The organism is Bacillus sp. UNC437CL72CviS29 (assembly GCF_000482345.1).
Lineage (GTDB): Bacteria > Bacillota > Bacilli > Bacillales > Bacillaceae_G > Bacillus_A > Bacillus_A arachidis.
In genome coordinates, this window is sequence record NZ_AXVB01000006.1 from 32456 (window position 1) to 48629 (window position 16174).

Sequence of the window (16174 nt, forward strand, 5' to 3'; positions counted from 1 at the left end):
TCGAGAATAGCTATTTAATCATGCACCTGCAGGCTTAATAAATATATTCCTTTCTCTATTTTAAAAATGTATTCTTCTGAGCTACAAGCATAATAACCATTTGGTTCTACTTGAACTAAATAAACCTCATCTGGTTCTTGTTTAAATTCCTCTAATAAAAGTTCTATTAAATATTGTTTTGGTGTAAGGCCACTTAATTCATATCCTTCTGGAAACTTCCCAAACCAATATATTTCACTACTGGGGTATTGCCTCAAAAACGCTTCCTTCCATTTATTTAATTTTAACTCAACTTTATATACATCTGGAAACTTTTCGAATAAATTTTTAATATCTTCATCTTTATTTGATGCTAGAATAACAAATTCATAGTAATTCATCACATATTCATCTGAATTAAATTTTGAAAAGTTATTCAAAAATCTATTAATGTCCTCCATACCCCTTCTCCTACTCTTGCTTTTTCATAAAATCGAACAATCTGGTGAGTCCCCTATAATAAAAAATCATATTGTATTCATTTTTTTGATTACCGACCTTGTAGCTTCTGAAGTAAAGCATATTTCTCCATTTTTATTTACAATTACTTTTTCTTGTATACGTTGCTCTAACCAATCCTCTATAAACGCGGGTGCATATCCGCCACAACTGAAGATATACTCTCCCCGTTTTCCAGCACATGCCATAATTTGAGAATAATCTTCAAAATATTTTTCTTTCGAAACTTTTTTAAACTGGCGAGTATATAACCAGAATTGCAAATCATATAGTAGCATTGACTTTTCATCAGCATGAAGTGAAAAGTGCCCTTTCTCTTCAATTATTTCAGTAGAAAGCGTTCTAATTTTTCTTTCAAGTTCCGGTATCTCATCTATATCTGCGGAAATTTCTAATAAATTCGGTGAAAACTTTGCATTCTTCGCCATTTCTAAATATTCTTCCCTGATTTGTTCGCTATCATCATAAACTTCTCCATTTACAAGCCCTCTAATAAAACTCTCAAAGTCTTTTGCTAACCATGTAATTTTATAATCATATTCTTGATCGATATGCACAACACAAGGCTCTCCTTTTGGGCCGCACTCCCTATAATCAAGAAATATCATATCGTGTCCAGCCGAAGGACAATCACAAATAGCTACTCCTATTTCAGGATATCCCCATTCTTCAATCCAAAATTCACTACCAAATTCTCCACCTAATGAAGAACTTTTTTTATATCCAATACCATAAATACCAGTTATAGCAACATGATCCTCTGCCCAACTTGTAGGAATATCTGTAGGAAAACAATCGTTTATCGGAATTCCCCCATTATACTTCTTCATTAACCAAATATAAGATTCAGGTAGCTTATATCCTAATTCATTTTCTAGTTTAGAAATCATTTCATCTGTAGGATATTCAGAAATATATTCATCTCTTGCATATTCGCTGTCATCCCAAAAGTTATTAAAATCGAAATTATCAAAACAACCCACTTTCATCCCCCCTAAATTTCAAAAAATGTATTTTTTACATACGATAGAATCCATAAAAAAACATATATCACTACTAAACAAACCGTTTCAAAACTATGTTATCTTGATAGACATATAGTCACATACATCATTTTTAAAAATTCAAAGCGACTTCCATTTGTCTCTTGAATAAAAGTTCCAACTGCTTCAAATCCTGCTTTCTTATAAACATTAATTGCCCTTTGATTAAATGTTGCCACTGATAATGTTATATACCGCGGTTTGTATTTCCCCTTACAAAACACTAAGCCAGCCTGTACAAAATCTGCTCCTAACCCATCTCCTGTTATACTCGGTTTCATTCCAAGGCCAATATCTACTGTATGTATATCTATTTTATGAAAACTAAAAAAACCAACAAGCTTATTATTCTCACTAACAGCAAATGTGGTTTCTTCGCGTATGTTAGGGTCTAAAAACTCAGCTAAATCTTCTTGATCTGCTTCCAAGTCATAAAAAGAATATTCCCCTTCATAATGCCAATTGTATGCAATATCCTCTGCCTGATCTTGTGTCATCACTTCAAAAGTATAATTCACTCTTCCTCCTCCTTAAGTAACGCACATATACAGTAAAATGTTAATCCAGAAAAAGAAGCTGCACATAAAAGCAGCTCCTTCTCTTTTTTATAACCCATAAATCTCTTTATATTTCGCCTCTAAATAATCAGCTAAATAATTCGCATTTAGCCCTTCACCTGTTATATCTTCTAATATTTGTAATGGTTTTTTTGTTTTACCATACTGGTGAATATTTTTTGTAAGCCATTCACGAATTGGCGTCACATTTCCTTCTTCTAGCAATGCATCGAAGTTAGGAATTTCTTCTAGCATCTTATGTTTAAATTGCGCTGCGTACATATAACCAAGCGCATAAGATGGGAAGTAGCCAAACGATCCATCTGACCAATGTACATCTTGTAGCACACCTTGTGCATCCGTTTCTGGACGGATACCTAAATAACTTTCCATTTTATCATTCCACGCTGCCGGCAAGTCCTTGACTTCCAATGTTCCATCAAATAATTCCTTCTCCAGTTCATAACGAACCATAACGTGAAGCGGATATGTGAGTTCATCTGCCTCAATACGTATAAAGGAAGGTTTTGATTCATTAATAGCATCATAAAATTCATCTACAGACATATTTTCAAACTGCCCATCGCTAAATTGTTTCAATACATCATAATTTTTCTTCCAGAACGATTTATTACGCCCAATAAAGTTTTCAAAGAATAGTGATTGCGATTCGTGAATTCCCATCGACGTACCACTGCAAAGTGGCGTTCCTTCTAATTCTTCTGAGATATTTTGTTCATATACAGCATGTCCACATTCATGAATTGTTCCGAAAACTGCCATCCGGAAATCCTTCTCGTCATAACGAGTCGTAATGCGAACATCCCCTCTATTTAATGTAATTTCGAAGGGATGTATTGTTTCGTCTAGACGGCCAGCCTCGAAATTATAATTTAATTGTTTTAGTAACTCTAAAGTGAAATTCTTTTGTTGTTCTTTTGAAAAATGCTCAAATAAAGCATTTGTTTTTAATTTTTTATTTGAGTCAGCAATTTCTTTTACAAGCGGAACAATCCGCTCACGTAGTTGTCCAAACACATGGTCTAATACTTCTACTTTAACTCCTGGCTCATACATGTCTAAAAGCGTATTATATTTATAAGTGTCATAACCCCAATATGCAATAAATTTCTTCTTATATTCAACAATTTTTTCTAAGTATGGTCGGAACATTTCAAAATCAGATTTTTCACGTGCTTCTCCCCAAACACTTTCCGATTTTGCTTGTAATTTGACAAACTCTTCATACTCGGCCTGTGGAATTTTTTTATTTCGATCATATTCTTTGCGGCATTCTTCTACAATTTTCTTCGTTGTTTCAGAAATTTTATTATCTGCAATTAACTGTTCTAATTCTTTTAAGTATCTTCCCATCTCATCAGAAGTCGATAATGAAAACACCTCTGACGAAAGCATCCCTATTACCTCAGAGCGCTGATCCACACCTTTCTTCGGCGCACCTGTACGCAAATCCCAAAATATCAGACTCAATGCTTCTCCATAATTTTCTATCTTTTTCACGTATGCTAAAAATTCTTTTTCAATTTCATATGTAGCGATCGTCATATTGTATTGCCTCCTTTTTCTATCTCACCTATATTTCGACATAAAGATATAAAGTCCTTTTCTGCTAAAAAGAAAAAAAGCTCAGCAAATGCCAAGCTTTTACAATACTTTACCTTCTACTGGAAGTACTTTTTTTACAACTTCTATAACTTTTTCATTTTCATCTTCTGATAAGAATAACGAAATAACACCTTTATCTTCACTTGTACGAATTAAGCGTCCAATTCCTTGACGAAGACGTAAAATCATATACGGTACATCTACATCCCAAAACGGATCATTAACGTGCTTACGTTTCGCTTCAAACACAGGATCGTTTGGAGGGAATGGAAGTGACCAAATAATCACATGTGATAGTGAAGAACCTGGAATATCTAAACCTTCCCATAAGTGAACCGCACAAAGTACAGTCTCTTCTTCATTTTGGAAACGTGAAACAAGCTGACTAATTTCTTGGTCTCCTTCATATAAGAACGGAACAGACATTTGCTCTTTATTCACATATTCTTTGAACGCTGCAAGCTCCCCTGTTGTACGGAATAATACAAGCGTACGTCCATTTGTTTTTTGAATGTTTTCAAGCGTATACTGACATTTTCGTTCCCATTCATTTTCCTGGTTATACGATGGTAAGTACACTTTCATTTGCTCTTCATAGTCAAATGGAGAAGCTACTGAGAATGATAAATAATCTTTTACACCTAAACTATTTGCTGTAAATGCAAACGAATCATTTTCAGATAGTGTAGCAGAAGAGAAAATATACGGAATTTTTTTTGAGAATACTTTCTCCTGTAGTACTTCTTCTACTGCACGCGGCATAATAACTAACGTGAATGCACCATCGCCTTCTTCTCCCCATGTAATTACATTTTTCTCATGCATGAAAAGACGAAGTGAATGTTCTAGTACATCTAAGTGCTCGTCAACGATATTTAAATCGTATGTGTTTACTGTATACATTTCGCTTTCAAATACTAATGCATCACCGACTTCCGCGATTTTCGCATAGAGTCGTTTCGCCTCAGCAGTTACTTTTTCTGTCACAGTTATTTCTAGACGATCTGAACCAGCAATTTCTTTTTTATTCTCTTGTAAAACATCAAAGAATCGCTCTGTTTGCCAAATTGTTTCTTCAACTAAATGAGCAAACTCTTCGCGAATATCATTTTGTAATAACCTTGTTAAGAGTTGTTCCATCATCGTTTGTTTTAAACGGTAAGTTAGTGCTTTTTGCGCTGCATACTCAACAAGATGTCCTTCATCAAAGACAACACAGCTACTTTCTGGTAAAAGTGGCATTTGTCCTTCACGCTTACGAGCATCATATGTCCAAATATGATCCATATAGAAATCTTGAGAACAAATAATTAAATCTGCTGCTTTACGGTAGTGTTCACGAGAGAGCGTTTGACCACAACGATGACGAGAATCACATGTGAAACAATCTTGGAAATAATCCCATGATACTTTTGACCATTCTTCGTCATTTAATAGTGGAAACTCTTTTCGATCACCGTAATGCGTAAAGTTTTGCATCGTTCCATGATCAAATACAAACTGAGGTAATTCATAATATAGATCTTCAATTACTTCTGGAGCTCGTCCACTCATTACATCTTCAAGTTTACGTAAACATAAATAATTATCCATTGATTTCGCTAGACGTACATCAACAGATAACCCTAATGCTTCTGATAATTTCGCAATGTCTCCTTCTTCTTTCACAAGCTGCTCAATTAGCGTTTCGTCTGCACAAGCAATAATAGCTGGCTTTCCTGTATAACGCGCATAACAAATTGCATATAAAAGATATACAATCGTTTTACCCGTTCCTACACCCGCTTCTGCGAACATTACTTTTTTCTCTTGAAACGCGCGTTCTAATTGAAACGCCATAAAAATTTGTTCATCGCGTTCTTCAAAACCTTTTTCCGGGAGGATGTCGTAAAACACATCTCCAATCCACTCATTCAACTTATCATAAAAATTATCTTGTTTCCCTACTTCAAATGGTAATCTCTTCTCAGTAAACATCCTCAGCCTCCAACCAAAAAGTTTTTCTATAAAAAGATATAGCAACTGCTATTTCTAAATAGCAGTTGCTTTCCCCTGTTGTAATACATAGAAATGCGTGAAAAAAGTTTTCCTTTATATAAAGGAAAACTTTTTTCACTCTATTAATGACTTTAAATAACGCTTATCAATTAATGTTTCATGTGATAACGCAGATAAATATTCTTCCTGCGCTCTTTGCATTTCATCTGCTACTGCACCTTGAAAATCGAGTTCTTTTCCGAGTTCATCATACGTACGATGAATCGCTTTTTGAATCATTGACAATTGGAACCCGTCCATAATGATTCCTCCTTTTGCACATTACATAATAGCCAGTATATGCGCAGAAAAGAGGTTTTATACTATGAATTACGAGGTGGGCGTTTCCCAAAGTACTGGTAATAATCTGTACGAATAAAGCCGTTAAATAACTTACGCTTTTTCGATGCATCTTGTCCATAACATTTTTCAAATGCTTCATAGCTCGTTAATAAATACAGCGACCAAGTATCTAACGGGCGGAATACTTCTCCCATTTCTTTATATAATTTTTCAACCAGTGCTTTTTCACTTAAACGTTCTCCGTATGGAGGATTCGTTACAACATAGCCATATTCCTCTTTTGTCGTGAAATCTTTTACTTGCATTTGTTTAAAGGAAATTAAATCACCTAATCCAACTTCATCCGCGTTATCTTGCGCAACTCTTATCATCCGATGATCAATATCTGATCCGATAATTTGTAATGGCTGATCATAATTTGCTAAATCTTCTACTTCTTGACGTGCTTCTTTCCAATTTTTCTTACCAATCCAGCCCCATTCATCAGATGCAAACTCACGATTAAAACCAGGAGCAATATTTTGTCCAATTAGTGCCGCTTCGATTGGAATTGTTCCCGAACCACAAAACGGATCGACAAACGGACGATTTGGTTTCCAATTTGTCAGTTTAATTAAAGATGCAGCTAGTGTTTCTTTCAAAGGTGCTTCCCCTTGATCCACACGGTATCCACGCTTATGAAGTCCAACGCCACTTGCATCAATTGTCAATGTTGCAATATCTTTTAGCATTGCAATCTCAATGCGGAATAACGGTCCATCTTCTTCAAACCAAGTTGTACGTCTATAAGTTGATTTTAATTTTTCAACAACAGCTTTTTTCACTATACGTTGACAATCTGGAACACTAAATAATGTTGATTTTATTGATTTTCCGATAACAGGAAACTCACCATTTTCAGGAATATAATCTCCCCAATTTAATGCTTTTGTCTTTTCAAACAACTCATCAAAAGTTGTCGCCTTAAACTCACCAACTTTAATTTTTACACGATCTGCAGTACGCAACCATAAATTCGTACGACAAATCGCTTTCGCATCCGCTTCAAACGTTACTTTTCCGTTTTCTACTTGGCACTCATAACCAAGATCGCGAACTTCTCGTGCAACTAAAGCTTCGATACCCATTGCTGCTGTTGCAATTAAAGTAACTTTTCCCATTTGCATTCACCTCTTATGTATAATCAACAATAATTAACAGTTTTTTCTATTAATTATTAAATATTACGAAGTATGTTCTTATTAACCATTTTAACTCACTAGTTATAACTTCATACAAATAAAAAGCCCTCCTCTTACAAAGGAGAGCTGAGTCATTCCATAATTGGTTCATAACGTTCTGTAAGCCATGTTCTGTTCCTTTGTACTGCAAACGGCCCACGCCTCGTACTCCGGTGGCAATCATCTATCTACAGACTATCAAGTCTGTCCTTTTCCATCGTTCATTTCCTTGGAAAAGATTCCCCTACCATTATTTGGGTTTCTCGCTCGTGGGGTTTACCTCGTTCCACTCCTATCATTTCTTCAAGGACTTCGTCACTGTGGCACTTTAAAGGTAGTCAAACCATATCCAAAAGGACTTAGGTTTTTTCCCTGCCGTTAATCCAGCCTTGCAGCCAGAATACCCTAGCTTATGAATTGGCTAGGCACGAACACTACGACCATCTCAGGTCGTGCGAGCATGGACTTTCCTCTACAACGTTGGCGTTGCAGCGATTACCCAAACGTTATGACAAACATTAGTATAGTGGAAACAAAAAGATTTTGCAATGCTTTTTTATATGTAAAATGCTTCAATCTTTTTCCATCCCTAGATTACTCGTATAACTTACTTCCAAATACAGCTTTTTCCAGATTAGATAAACGCTTTAAGATATCTGTATTCGTATTGTTGTATACTGGTTGTGCTACCGGTGTTGGAGCAGGTTGTTGCGGTGCTTGTGCTACCGCTACTTTCTGCTCTTCTAATTCACGTTTCAAACGAACGTTTTGTTGTTGTAATTGCTCAAGTTCCTTATGAAACGCTTCATAATCTTTAATAATCATATCAAGAAACTTATCTACTTCTTCTTGCTGATAACCTCTCATACCCGTTTTAAATTCTTTTTCCAAAATATCTTTCGCTGTTAATTTAATTTTATCCGAAATCATTTTCTTCACCTCAAATTTTTACCAAAACTTTCATTAACTAAATTTTTTCAGAAACTACGTCTTTTGTCAATCAAATATACGTGAGCTATATTACATATTACTCTGCATTATTCCACTGTTCCTCTTCTATTATATCTTGTAAATCAGAAAAAAGAATGAAATAACTGTGATAATTTTCTATTTCTCCTCTTTTCTTTGCTACTTCTACGATGTATTTAGGACTTCCCGGTTTTTCTTCGTCATACACAGCTAAAAAGGCATCACTTTTTTCAATAAAAAATTGATTTTTTAATCGAAACTGTTCTGGGCTTTCATATTTTCTTTTCGTAATGCTATCCACATGATCTGCTTGTCCTAGAATAAACTCGTATAGTTCTCGGTTTCCTTCTTTCCAATTTTCCTCTTGTTCTAAAAAAGGAGTAAACACAGCAAGCTTTAAATCAGGATATTCTAGCTGCAAGTCAAAGACAACTTCAGCTGTCCATAACTCTACTCCTAACTGCCCACTAATAATAACCCACTCCAATCCCTCTTCTATAAAAGCAAGTAACTTACGATGCAATGCTTTTTTTATACAAATAACACCTGGATGATCATCCTTAAATATCCCAAGTTCAAATGGTTTATATCCTGTCACCGCAACAACTTTCATGTCAACACTCCAATAAAAAAAGAACTAGCATTTTGCTAGTTCTAACATAACATTTACTTTTTAAACATTCCACCTACATTTGGTCCTACATTTGGCCCTGGTCCGAATGGAGATACTTGTGGCCCTACATTTGGTCCTGGTCCAAATGGAGATACTTGTGGTCCTGGTCCAAATGGAGATACTTGTGATCCTGGCCCAAATGGAGATACTTGTGATCCTGGCCCAAATGGAGATACTTGTGATCCTGGTCCAAAGCCTCCTCCGAATCCTGGAGCAACAGGTTCTACAACATTCACATTTGAAAATGTTTGCGGGAAGAAATGTTGATTTTTAACTTGTTGATGATGAACATGTGTTGTATGAGTTGGGTGAATATGTGGTACTACTGTTGTGGAAAAAGTGTTCGTTACACATTGTTTTGTTGGATGAATGACAGGAGGTGTTGTGCAAACAGGTCCTACAGGTCCAATAGGTCCTACAGGTTTATGCCCTCCAAAACAAGGATGACAATGATACATAGTTTTTTCTCTCCTCTCTCATAAAAAATCTGACTACACTTTACAATATGAGAAAGAGATAAAAGCCGCTTGTTATATATACCCATTTATTTAATGGAAATTTGTCTATATGACAGCTGTTTACATACGATAACTTGGACACACAACTATCACCCTTTAGCAAAAAAGCCTCCAACTTGTTTTACAATCCCAGTGACCTGATTCATTGCATTCATCATTTGACCAGCTGTATTCATCATTTTATTCACATCATAGTTACCATCTGCGGTCTTAAATTGAGATACGAAACTAGAAAATTGACTTGGCTGTTGTTGTTTTTGTTTGTTCATCGTTGGATATGGTTGAAAAGGCTGTTTTGGCGGGTAAAACATTGATGGTTGATTCATAAAGGATTGGGGTTGCTGTGGTACATAAAATTGTTGATTTGTATATGGCTGTGGTTGCTGTGGTACATAAGATTGTTGATTCGTATATGGCTGTTGTTGCTGCGGTACATCAAATTGTTGATTCGTATATGGCTGTTGTTGCTGCGGTACATCAAATTGTTGATTCGTATAAGACTGTGGTTGCTGTGGTACATCAGATTGTTGATTCGTATAAGACTGTGGTTGCTGATTCATAAAAGATACTTCAAATGGCTGATAATAATTCATTTGATTTCCGTAATTAGGAGCGAATGGATACATATTATAACGTAAATATGTATCCTCATTATATTGATAAGCATTGGGGTGTGTATATACATTTTGCTGCGTATATGCATGTTGCTGCGTATATGCATTTGGTTGTTGAAACATGTATTCTCCCTCCTCTAACTAAGTTTCTACCTATAGAATATGTACCTATAAAATAAAATGTGTAACCTGATAAATGTCTGTTTTTGTCGGAAGTTTAAATTTTTAAAAAAATAAGAAAGTAAGCCTTTTCATGTTACGATAATAGCGAGGAAGATTCTCATAGGGGAGGAATCAACATGAAATTAGGGGATTTAAAACAGGCTTTCACTCAAAAAAAGGGGTACGCTACAGAGGATATGAATGAGTTGCTTGATTTTGCTAGACATCACTACTTAGAAGGAAAAATCTGCATCTCAGAATATCGAGTATTAATACGTGAATTAGAAATAAATGGGGCGAAACCCACACATACAACTGTAGAATCATAAAAACAAGAGGGTTTCCCCTCTTGTCATTTACATTGTTCTACTATATTTTGCAATGTATATAAAATCGCCTGATGTGTTTCATAAAATCGCTTACCTTTTCCCTTATTTACAAAACATTGCAGTGCATTATTTTGTAAATTCTCATATACTTGATCAATTTGTTGCACATGTATATACTTAGGCTTTTCATGTTTTATCCATTGATAAGCTAATTCTTTCCACACTTCTAACTCCCGATCAACCATATCCACAAAAGGCTTCATATCCTGATAAAAATCAAACTCTTTTTCTGCTCTTTTTTTTATAATTGTTTCATCATTGTACTGTATTAATTTCATTGAAGACTGCATTAATGTTTCATAATCCAATTTATTTCCACCCTCTTATGCGCTTACTATGACATTTTGAAACGTTTGGAGCCAACTCCCTTTTTCTTCGTGATGTAATAATTTATCCTCCATATGTTGAATGTGCATCTCTGTTACTTCTCCTCTATTACATATATCTTCACGTTTATCTTTTAAAGAATGATTAACTCTAATTGAGACATTCATTTCCAGCAAATCAAGAGCACTTAACATTTGATCCATTTTTTTCATTACATTTTCCTTCTGAACCATCGCCATTTATAAAACGCCTCCTTCTTTGCTTTTCCTTTGTCCTGTTATTTCGACGATTCCCTTATCACTCCTGCACGACTGACAAAACTAGTTGATATTCGGCAAAGAAATCGGTTTGTATGGGTTTTATAGAAATGGTAACAATACAAAAGGGAGGTGTTTACAATGGTTAAAAATAAAAATGAGAAGAAGAAAAAACAAAACAAACAACAAAATAAACCTGAAACTGGAAATCCGAAGCTAGATGGCCCGAACTTTCCTGCTACATAAAGCGAAACAATAATCAATTTGAGGGATTCATTCCCTATTGGTTAGTAGCTCTTATCTTCACGGGCAACTTATCTTCCATCTAGCTCCTTTGCGCTAAATTTTAAGGCGGGAGTATGAATGCCCATGAATAGCGGGATAAAGTGAAATTTAAATGGTGTGACTTCTCCTTTCACCTAGCTTCTTTAATTTTTCGTACCTTTGTATAAAAAATGTCGATTCATTTATGTAATCAAGTAGTCCCACCTCCCTATAAGAGAGTGGGACTTTTCCTATTATATCATGAAGTCATTATTCCTTTTAAAAAAGCTATTCAAGGCAGAAAAAATATGTATTTGATGTTGTTTTTGTAGAAACCATTCTGTAATATCTATTTCTTCTTTCGGTTCCTGGAACAAAAATAATGGCTCAATATTCATTTTTGTATGAAACCAATCTTTCTCTAAGCTATTTTGATGCAGAACAACTGGAAAAGCATCTCTTAACCGGGGTGTATCTTTTTCTTTTGGATTTGTAAAATACTGCTCGTAATCCACTCTCGATCCTGTAGGAAATGTTCGCAAAGAAAAATCATAAAATAACACTTCATATTTAGGGTGAAATAATAACCACGCCAATTTTTTTCCCAATTCTATCCGTTTTTGTAATTCTTCAAATTGATAAACCGAAAAACCATATAGCTTTCCTTTTGTTGTCGGAAAAATTACAGCATTGAAATGAAAGAGCTCTTGAAATTTAAACAGTAAAGTTTGAAATACGTATTTTTGAAAATATGGGTGTTCAATAATCGGTTTTTGAATCTTATTTTGTTCATTAATAACAAGTGCTGTAATAAGACGTATGCAATCTCTTTTATTCCAAAAATCTTTCCATTCCTTCTCCATAAAAATGGATACATTAAAAAACTGTGATAAATGAAAAAGTGATCTATTCATTTTTTTACTATACTCATATAACAACAATTGTGGGTATGCATCTGAAAAAATAAGCCAATTTGCACTTTCATAAGTAAGGAACAATTGCTTTCTCATTCTTTCAGATAAAACATTCGCATAGTATTCCCCCCCTAGATCTGTTATATTCCACCCAGCGTTTCTCGAAACCATACTCGCCAAAAATGACCACCGGATTTCTTTATTTCTTAAATAATATTCTTGATAAGTATGTGTACGTGAAATATTATCAATATTCGCTAGAGCTGTCTGCTGTTTAATATGCGTTATTAAGTACTTCTCTTCCATTGAACAAGCTATTCCACTACGCTCTCTATTTATTTTCTCATACTCATTCTGCATGAGCATATATGAATCACCACATCTCTCTTGAAAAAAATCGCATCTTTTTTGTTTTTTTTGATATAATCACCTTTGTAAGTGATTCTATGTAAGTTGGAGTGGACAAACTATGACCATTCGTTATCCAAACGGAAAAAGGTATAATCAAGCATTGCAACCTCAAAAAACACAATTTAAAAAGCATACTTATAGCAATAGAGGTATGTCTCTTGAAGAGGAATTAAATGAAACAAATCAATATTATTTAACTCATAATATTGCCTGTATACATAAAAAACCCACCCCTCTTCAAATTGTAAAAGTGGATTATCCCGCTCGAAGTGCTGCAGTTGTGAAAGAAGCTTATTTTAAACAGCCTTCTACAACAGACTACAATGGTGTATATAGAGGAAAATATATCGACTTCGAAGCAAAAGAGACAAAAAATAAAACAAGTTTCCCGCTGCAAAATTTTCATCTTCATCAAATTAAGCATATGGAACAAGTAATGGCTCATAACGGAATTGCATTTGTTATTATTAAATTTACACTTTATGATGAATTTTATTTACTAGATGCAAAACATGTCATTTCATTTTGGAATCGCCAAGATGCTGGTGGACGTAAATCGATTAAGAAACAAGAAATCGAAGAACACGGATACTTGTTATCATGCGGTTATCATCCTCGAATTGATTATATTCGTGTACTAGACATGGTTTATTTTTCGTGATAGAGTCAACAATAAGGCTCTTTTTTCGACTTTTGGGGAGAAAATGAAAGGTAGGAGAAAGTATAATGTCAGAGAATTATCGTTCTCGTACAGAACGAAAACATGCACAACATCAAAAACAAGAAACAAACAAAACGGAGAAACCAAAGAAGAAAGGTTCCTTTTTCAAGAAATTTTTAATTGGCTGCCTACTTCTTGGCATTGTTGGTCTTATAGCTGGAGTTTCCGCCTTTTTTATAATGGTAAAGGATGCTCCAAAGCTAGATAAAGCTAAACTTGTCAACCCACTATCAACTAAATTTTATGATAAAGACAAGAACTTCATTTATGAATATGGTGCCGAAAAACGAACGAATATTACTTACGATCAAGTTCCGAAAGTAGTAGAAAGTGCATTCCTAGCGACAGAAGATGCTCGCTTCTATCAACATAATGGAATCGACTTTAAACGTACAGGAAAAGCAATTCTTGAAAATGTCACAGGTGGTTTTGGTTCTCAAGGTGGTAGTACAATTACCCAACAAGTAATTAAAAACTATTTTCTAACGATGGAAAAAACATCAAAACGTAAAGTACAGGAATGGTATCTAGCTTATAAATTAGAGCAACAATATTCCAAACATGAAATTTTAGAAATGTATTTAAACAAAATCAACCTTGGCAATCGCTCTTATGGTGTTGCAACGGCAGCACAAAATTATTACGGGAAAGAGTTAAAGGATCTAAAATTACATGAAGCTGCGATGCTTGCTGGATTACCACAAGGTCCTAATATGTATGATCCAACAAAAAAAGAAAATATCGATCGAGCAACAAAACGTCGTAATACAGTCTTATCATTAATGAATCGACATGGCTTTATTTCAAAACAAGAAATGGATGAAGCGATAAAAATCCCAGTAACAGAAGGGCTTCTTCCATCTAAAGAAGTAACCGAAATGCCTTATCAAGCATTTATCGACGCGGCTGTAAAAGAAATCGAAAAAGAAATGCCCGATGTAAATATTGGATCTGACGGATTACAGATCTATACAACAATTGATACAAAAGCACAAGAATACGCTGACCAATTACTAGATGGAGATATTATTAACTATCCAAATGATCGTTTCCAAGGTGCTTTCGTATTTATGGATACAAAAAATGGTGAAGTTCGTGCAATTGGTGCTGGCCGTAAAGAAAATAAAGCAGCATTTAAAGGACATAATATGGCCGTTGATATGCAGCGCCAAGTAGGTTCAACTATGAAGCCAATCTTTGACTACGGTCCTGCTATTGAATATATGCAATGGTCTACATACCATCAATTAAATGACTCAGAATATACGTATTCTAACGGTAAAAAAATCCGAAATGCTACAAACAGCTATAAAGGTGACGTATCGTTACGTGAAGCATTGAAAAAATCATTAAACATCCCTGCTTTAAAAACAGCACAAGCAGTTGGATTAGACAAATCAAAAGCATTTGCTGAAGGACTTGGAATGACTTTCAAGGACAACACAGTATACGAATCAACAGCAATTGGTAGTAACACCGCTTCTCCATTACAAGTAGCTGGTGCATATGCTGCCTATGGTAACGAAGGAAATTATAACAAGCCACATTTCGTAACAAAAGTTGTCTTTCCTGATGGAAAAGAGAAAAGCTTTAAACCAAAAGAAGAACGAGTAATGAAAGACTACACAGCATTTATGATTACGGATGTTCTTCGTGATGTTGTAAAACCAGGTTCTGGTGGTACAGGTCCAACAGCTTATGTATCAGGAATTGATGTTGCTGGTAAAACAGGAACACAAAACTTTGATCCAGATACATTAAAAAAATATAATATTCCAGAAAGTGCTAACAGAGATAGTTGGTTTGCAGGTTATTCACCGCAATACACGATGTCGGTATGGACAGGGTATGAAAGAGATTCTGAAGAAAACTATATTCCAGATAAATCACCTTCGGTCCGAATAGCCCAACAAATTTTCAAAGAAATGATGAGTAAGTTCGCAACAGATACATCTCGTTTTGAGCAACCTTCTTCTGTAGAACGTTTAAATGACGAACTCTATGTGAAAGGTGCGAAAAAGGATGCTGTTAAGCAGATCAAAGTAGATCCACCGACTGGTGTAACGCCATCTTATGACGCAGCATCTAATACGATTTCACTAAGCTGGTCTGGTCCTTCAGATGCTGAATCATACTCCGCAAGCTATAAAGCGACTGATGGTTCTAGTGGCGGTCTCTCCGTAAGCGGCACAAAAGCTTCACTTAGCGGAGTGAAACCAGGTGTAACTTACAGCTTCTCAGTAGTAGCGAAAAAAGGAACAGGCACAAGCAATGCGGCTGGTGTATCCTTTACTGTTCCTGGCGAGAGTGAAGATGCTAAGAAGAAAACTGAGGACGAAGCTAAGAAAAAAGCTGAAGACGAGCTGAAGAAAAAGGCTGAGGATGAAGCTAAGAAAAAGCAAGATGAGCAGAAAAAATTAGAAGAAGTCAATAAAAAAGCTGAGGATGAAGCTAAGAAAAAAGCTGAAGACGAGCTGAAGAAAAAGGCTGAGGACGAAGCTAAGAAAAAAGCTGAAGAAGAAGCTAGAAGAAAAGCTGAAGAAGAAGCTAAGAAAAAGGCTGAAGAGGAAGCCAACAAGCCAAAACCAGATCAACCAACAGGTGGTGGAGATGTTCCTCCAGCAGAAAATGTTAATCCAGCACCATAATATAAAAAAGAAGTCACCTTTCT

At 35.2% G+C, this 16174-nt stretch carries 17 protein-coding genes and 1 other RNA gene; 3 read left to right on the forward strand and 15 right to left on the reverse strand.

Translation table 11 applies throughout. The annotated features are described in order from the left end of the window. Positions 1 to 14 precede the first annotated feature (14 nt). The 12 genes from M014_RS0107430 to M014_RS0107485 form a co-directional block, all read right to left on the reverse strand. Positions 15 to 440, reverse strand: coding sequence for a hypothetical protein (locus M014_RS0107430; RefSeq protein ID WP_026591150.1), 426 nt, complete (start codon positions 438 to 440; stop codon positions 15 to 17). A gap of 66 nt (positions 441 to 506) precedes the next feature. After that, complete coding sequence (locus M014_RS0107435; protein ID WP_231503917.1) at positions 507 to 1481, reverse strand: SMI1/KNR4 family protein; 975 nt, start codon at positions 1479 to 1481, stop codon at positions 507 to 509. 98 nt (positions 1482 to 1579) lie between these two features. After that, positions 1580 to 2059: a GNAT family N-acetyltransferase gene (locus M014_RS0107440; protein WP_026591152.1), complete on the reverse strand. Its 480-nt coding sequence runs from the start codon at positions 2057 to 2059 to the stop codon at positions 1580 to 1582. An 87-nt stretch (positions 2060 to 2146) separates the two neighbouring features. Continuing rightward, complete coding sequence (locus M014_RS0107450; RefSeq protein ID WP_026591153.1) at positions 2147 to 3664, reverse strand: carboxypeptidase M32; 1518 nt, start codon at positions 3662 to 3664, stop codon at positions 2147 to 2149. A 99-nt stretch (positions 3665 to 3763) separates the two neighbouring features. Continuing rightward, a complete protein-coding gene (locus tag M014_RS0107455; RefSeq protein ID WP_026591154.1) occupies positions 3764 to 5701 on the reverse strand; it encodes an ATP-dependent DNA helicase in 1938 nt (645 codons plus the stop codon). Between the two features lie 135 nt (positions 5702 to 5836). Continuing rightward, on the reverse strand, positions 5837 to 6022 hold the full coding sequence (locus M014_RS0107460) for a DUF3921 family protein (protein WP_026591155.1): 186 nt from the start codon (positions 6020 to 6022) through the stop codon (positions 5837 to 5839). Positions 6023 to 6084: 62 nt separating this feature from the next. Further along, positions 6085 to 7224 carry a THUMP domain-containing class I SAM-dependent RNA methyltransferase gene (locus M014_RS0107465; protein ID WP_026591156.1) on the reverse strand — a complete coding sequence of 380 codons (1140 nt, stop codon included), beginning with the start codon at positions 7222 to 7224 and terminating at the stop codon, positions 6085 to 6087. 176 nt (positions 7225 to 7400) lie between these two features. After that, positions 7401 to 7791: RNase P RNA component class B (gene rnpB, locus M014_RS28050), an RNA gene on the reverse strand. Between the two features lie 87 nt (positions 7792 to 7878). Beyond that, positions 7879 to 8214 carry a cell division regulator GpsB gene (gene gpsB, locus M014_RS0107470; RefSeq protein WP_026591157.1) on the reverse strand — a complete coding sequence of 112 codons (336 nt, stop codon included), beginning with the start codon at positions 8212 to 8214 and terminating at the stop codon, positions 7879 to 7881. Between the two features lie 97 nt (positions 8215 to 8311). Then, the gene (locus M014_RS0107475; RefSeq protein ID WP_026591158.1) at positions 8312 to 8866 is read right to left on the reverse strand and encodes a DUF1273 domain-containing protein; all 555 of its coding nucleotides are present in this window, start codon (positions 8864 to 8866) and stop codon (positions 8312 to 8314) included. A gap of 53 nt (positions 8867 to 8919) precedes the next feature. Next, complete coding sequence (locus tag M014_RS0107480; RefSeq protein WP_026591159.1) at positions 8920 to 9384, reverse strand: CotD family spore coat protein; 465 nt, start codon at positions 9382 to 9384, stop codon at positions 8920 to 8922. 149 nt (positions 9385 to 9533) lie between these two features. Further along, positions 9534 to 10181 carry a YppG family protein gene (locus M014_RS0107485; RefSeq protein WP_026591160.1) on the reverse strand — a complete coding sequence of 216 codons (648 nt, stop codon included), beginning with the start codon at positions 10179 to 10181 and terminating at the stop codon, positions 9534 to 9536. 176 nt (positions 10182 to 10357) lie between these two features. On the opposite strand from M014_RS0107485, the gene M014_RS0107490 reads away from it, so the two are divergent. Continuing rightward, complete coding sequence (locus M014_RS0107490; protein ID WP_026591161.1) at positions 10358 to 10549, forward strand: YppF family protein; 192 nt, start codon at positions 10358 to 10360, stop codon at positions 10547 to 10549. A 23-nt stretch (positions 10550 to 10572) separates the two neighbouring features. Here M014_RS0107490 and M014_RS0107495 read toward each other — a convergent pair whose 3' ends face one another. From M014_RS0107495 to M014_RS0107510, 3 genes are all read right to left on the reverse strand, one after another. Then, positions 10573 to 10917 carry a YppE family protein gene (locus M014_RS0107495; protein WP_026591162.1) on the reverse strand — a complete coding sequence of 115 codons (345 nt, stop codon included), beginning with the start codon at positions 10915 to 10917 and terminating at the stop codon, positions 10573 to 10575. A gap of 15 nt (positions 10918 to 10932) precedes the next feature. Further along, entirely contained in the window at positions 10933 to 11175 is a 243-nt protein-coding gene (locus tag M014_RS0107500; RefSeq protein ID WP_026591163.1) for a hypothetical protein, read from the reverse strand. Positions 11176 to 11711: 536 nt separating this feature from the next. Further along, positions 11712 to 12737, reverse strand: coding sequence for a DUF2515 domain-containing protein (locus tag M014_RS0107510; RefSeq protein WP_026591164.1), 1026 nt, complete (start codon positions 12735 to 12737; stop codon positions 11712 to 11714). A 103-nt stretch (positions 12738 to 12840) separates the two neighbouring features. On the opposite strand from M014_RS0107510, the gene recU reads away from it, so the two are divergent. After that, positions 12841 to 13443 (forward strand): Holliday junction resolvase RecU, encoded by a 603-nt coding sequence (recU, locus tag M014_RS0107515; protein WP_026591165.1) that lies wholly within the window; start codon positions 12841 to 12843, stop codon positions 13441 to 13443. A 65-nt stretch (positions 13444 to 13508) separates the two neighbouring features. Beyond that, the gene (locus tag M014_RS0107520; RefSeq protein ID WP_026591166.1) at positions 13509 to 16151 is read left to right on the forward strand and encodes a PBP1A family penicillin-binding protein; all 2643 of its coding nucleotides are present in this window, start codon (positions 13509 to 13511) and stop codon (positions 16149 to 16151) included. Positions 16152 to 16174 lie beyond the last annotated feature (23 nt).

Bases quoted from the DNA above. Each gene is read 5' to 3' on its own strand.
- M014_RS0107430 (WP_026591150.1), bottom strand. From the start codon at position 440: ATGGAGGACATTAATAGATTTTTGAATAACTTTTCAAAATTTAATTCA.
- M014_RS0107450 (WP_026591153.1), bottom strand. From the start codon at position 3,664: ATGACGATCGCTACATATGAAATTGAAAAAGAATTTTTAGCATACGTG.
- M014_RS0107455 (WP_026591154.1), bottom strand. From the start codon at position 5,701: ATGTTTACTGAGAAGAGATTACCATTTGAAGTAGGGAAACAAGATAAT.
- M014_RS0107460 (WP_026591155.1), bottom strand. From the start codon at position 6,022: ATGGACGGGTTCCAATTGTCAATGATTCAAAAAGCGATTCATCGTACG.
- M014_RS0107465 (WP_026591156.1), bottom strand. From the start codon at position 7,224: ATGGGAAAAGTTACTTTAATTGCAACAGCAGCAATGGGTATCGAAGCT.
- gpsB (WP_026591157.1), bottom strand. From the start codon at position 8,214: ATGATTTCGGATAAAATTAAATTAACAGCGAAAGATATTTTGGAAAAA.
- M014_RS0107475 (WP_026591158.1), bottom strand. From the start codon at position 8,866: ATGAAAGTTGTTGCGGTGACAGGATATAAACCATTTGAACTTGGGATA.
- M014_RS0107480 (WP_026591159.1), bottom strand. From the start codon at position 9,384: ATGTATCATTGTCATCCTTGTTTTGGAGGGCATAAACCTGTAGGACCT.
- M014_RS0107485 (WP_026591160.1), bottom strand. From the start codon at position 10,181: ATGTTTCAACAACCAAATGCATATACGCAGCAACATGCATATACGCAG.
- M014_RS0107490 (WP_026591161.1), top strand. From the start codon at position 10,358: ATGAAATTAGGGGATTTAAAACAGGCTTTCACTCAAAAAAAGGGGTAC.
- M014_RS0107500 (WP_026591163.1), bottom strand. From the start codon at position 11,175: ATGGCGATGGTTCAGAAGGAAAATGTAATGAAAAAAATGGATCAAATG.
- M014_RS0107510 (WP_026591164.1), bottom strand. From the start codon at position 12,737: ATGCTCATGCAGAATGAGTATGAGAAAATAAATAGAGAGCGTAGTGGA.
- recU (WP_026591165.1), top strand. From the start codon at position 12,841: ATGACCATTCGTTATCCAAACGGAAAAAGGTATAATCAAGCATTGCAA.
- M014_RS0107520 (WP_026591166.1), top strand. From the start codon at position 13,509: ATGTCAGAGAATTATCGTTCTCGTACAGAACGAAAACATGCACAACAT.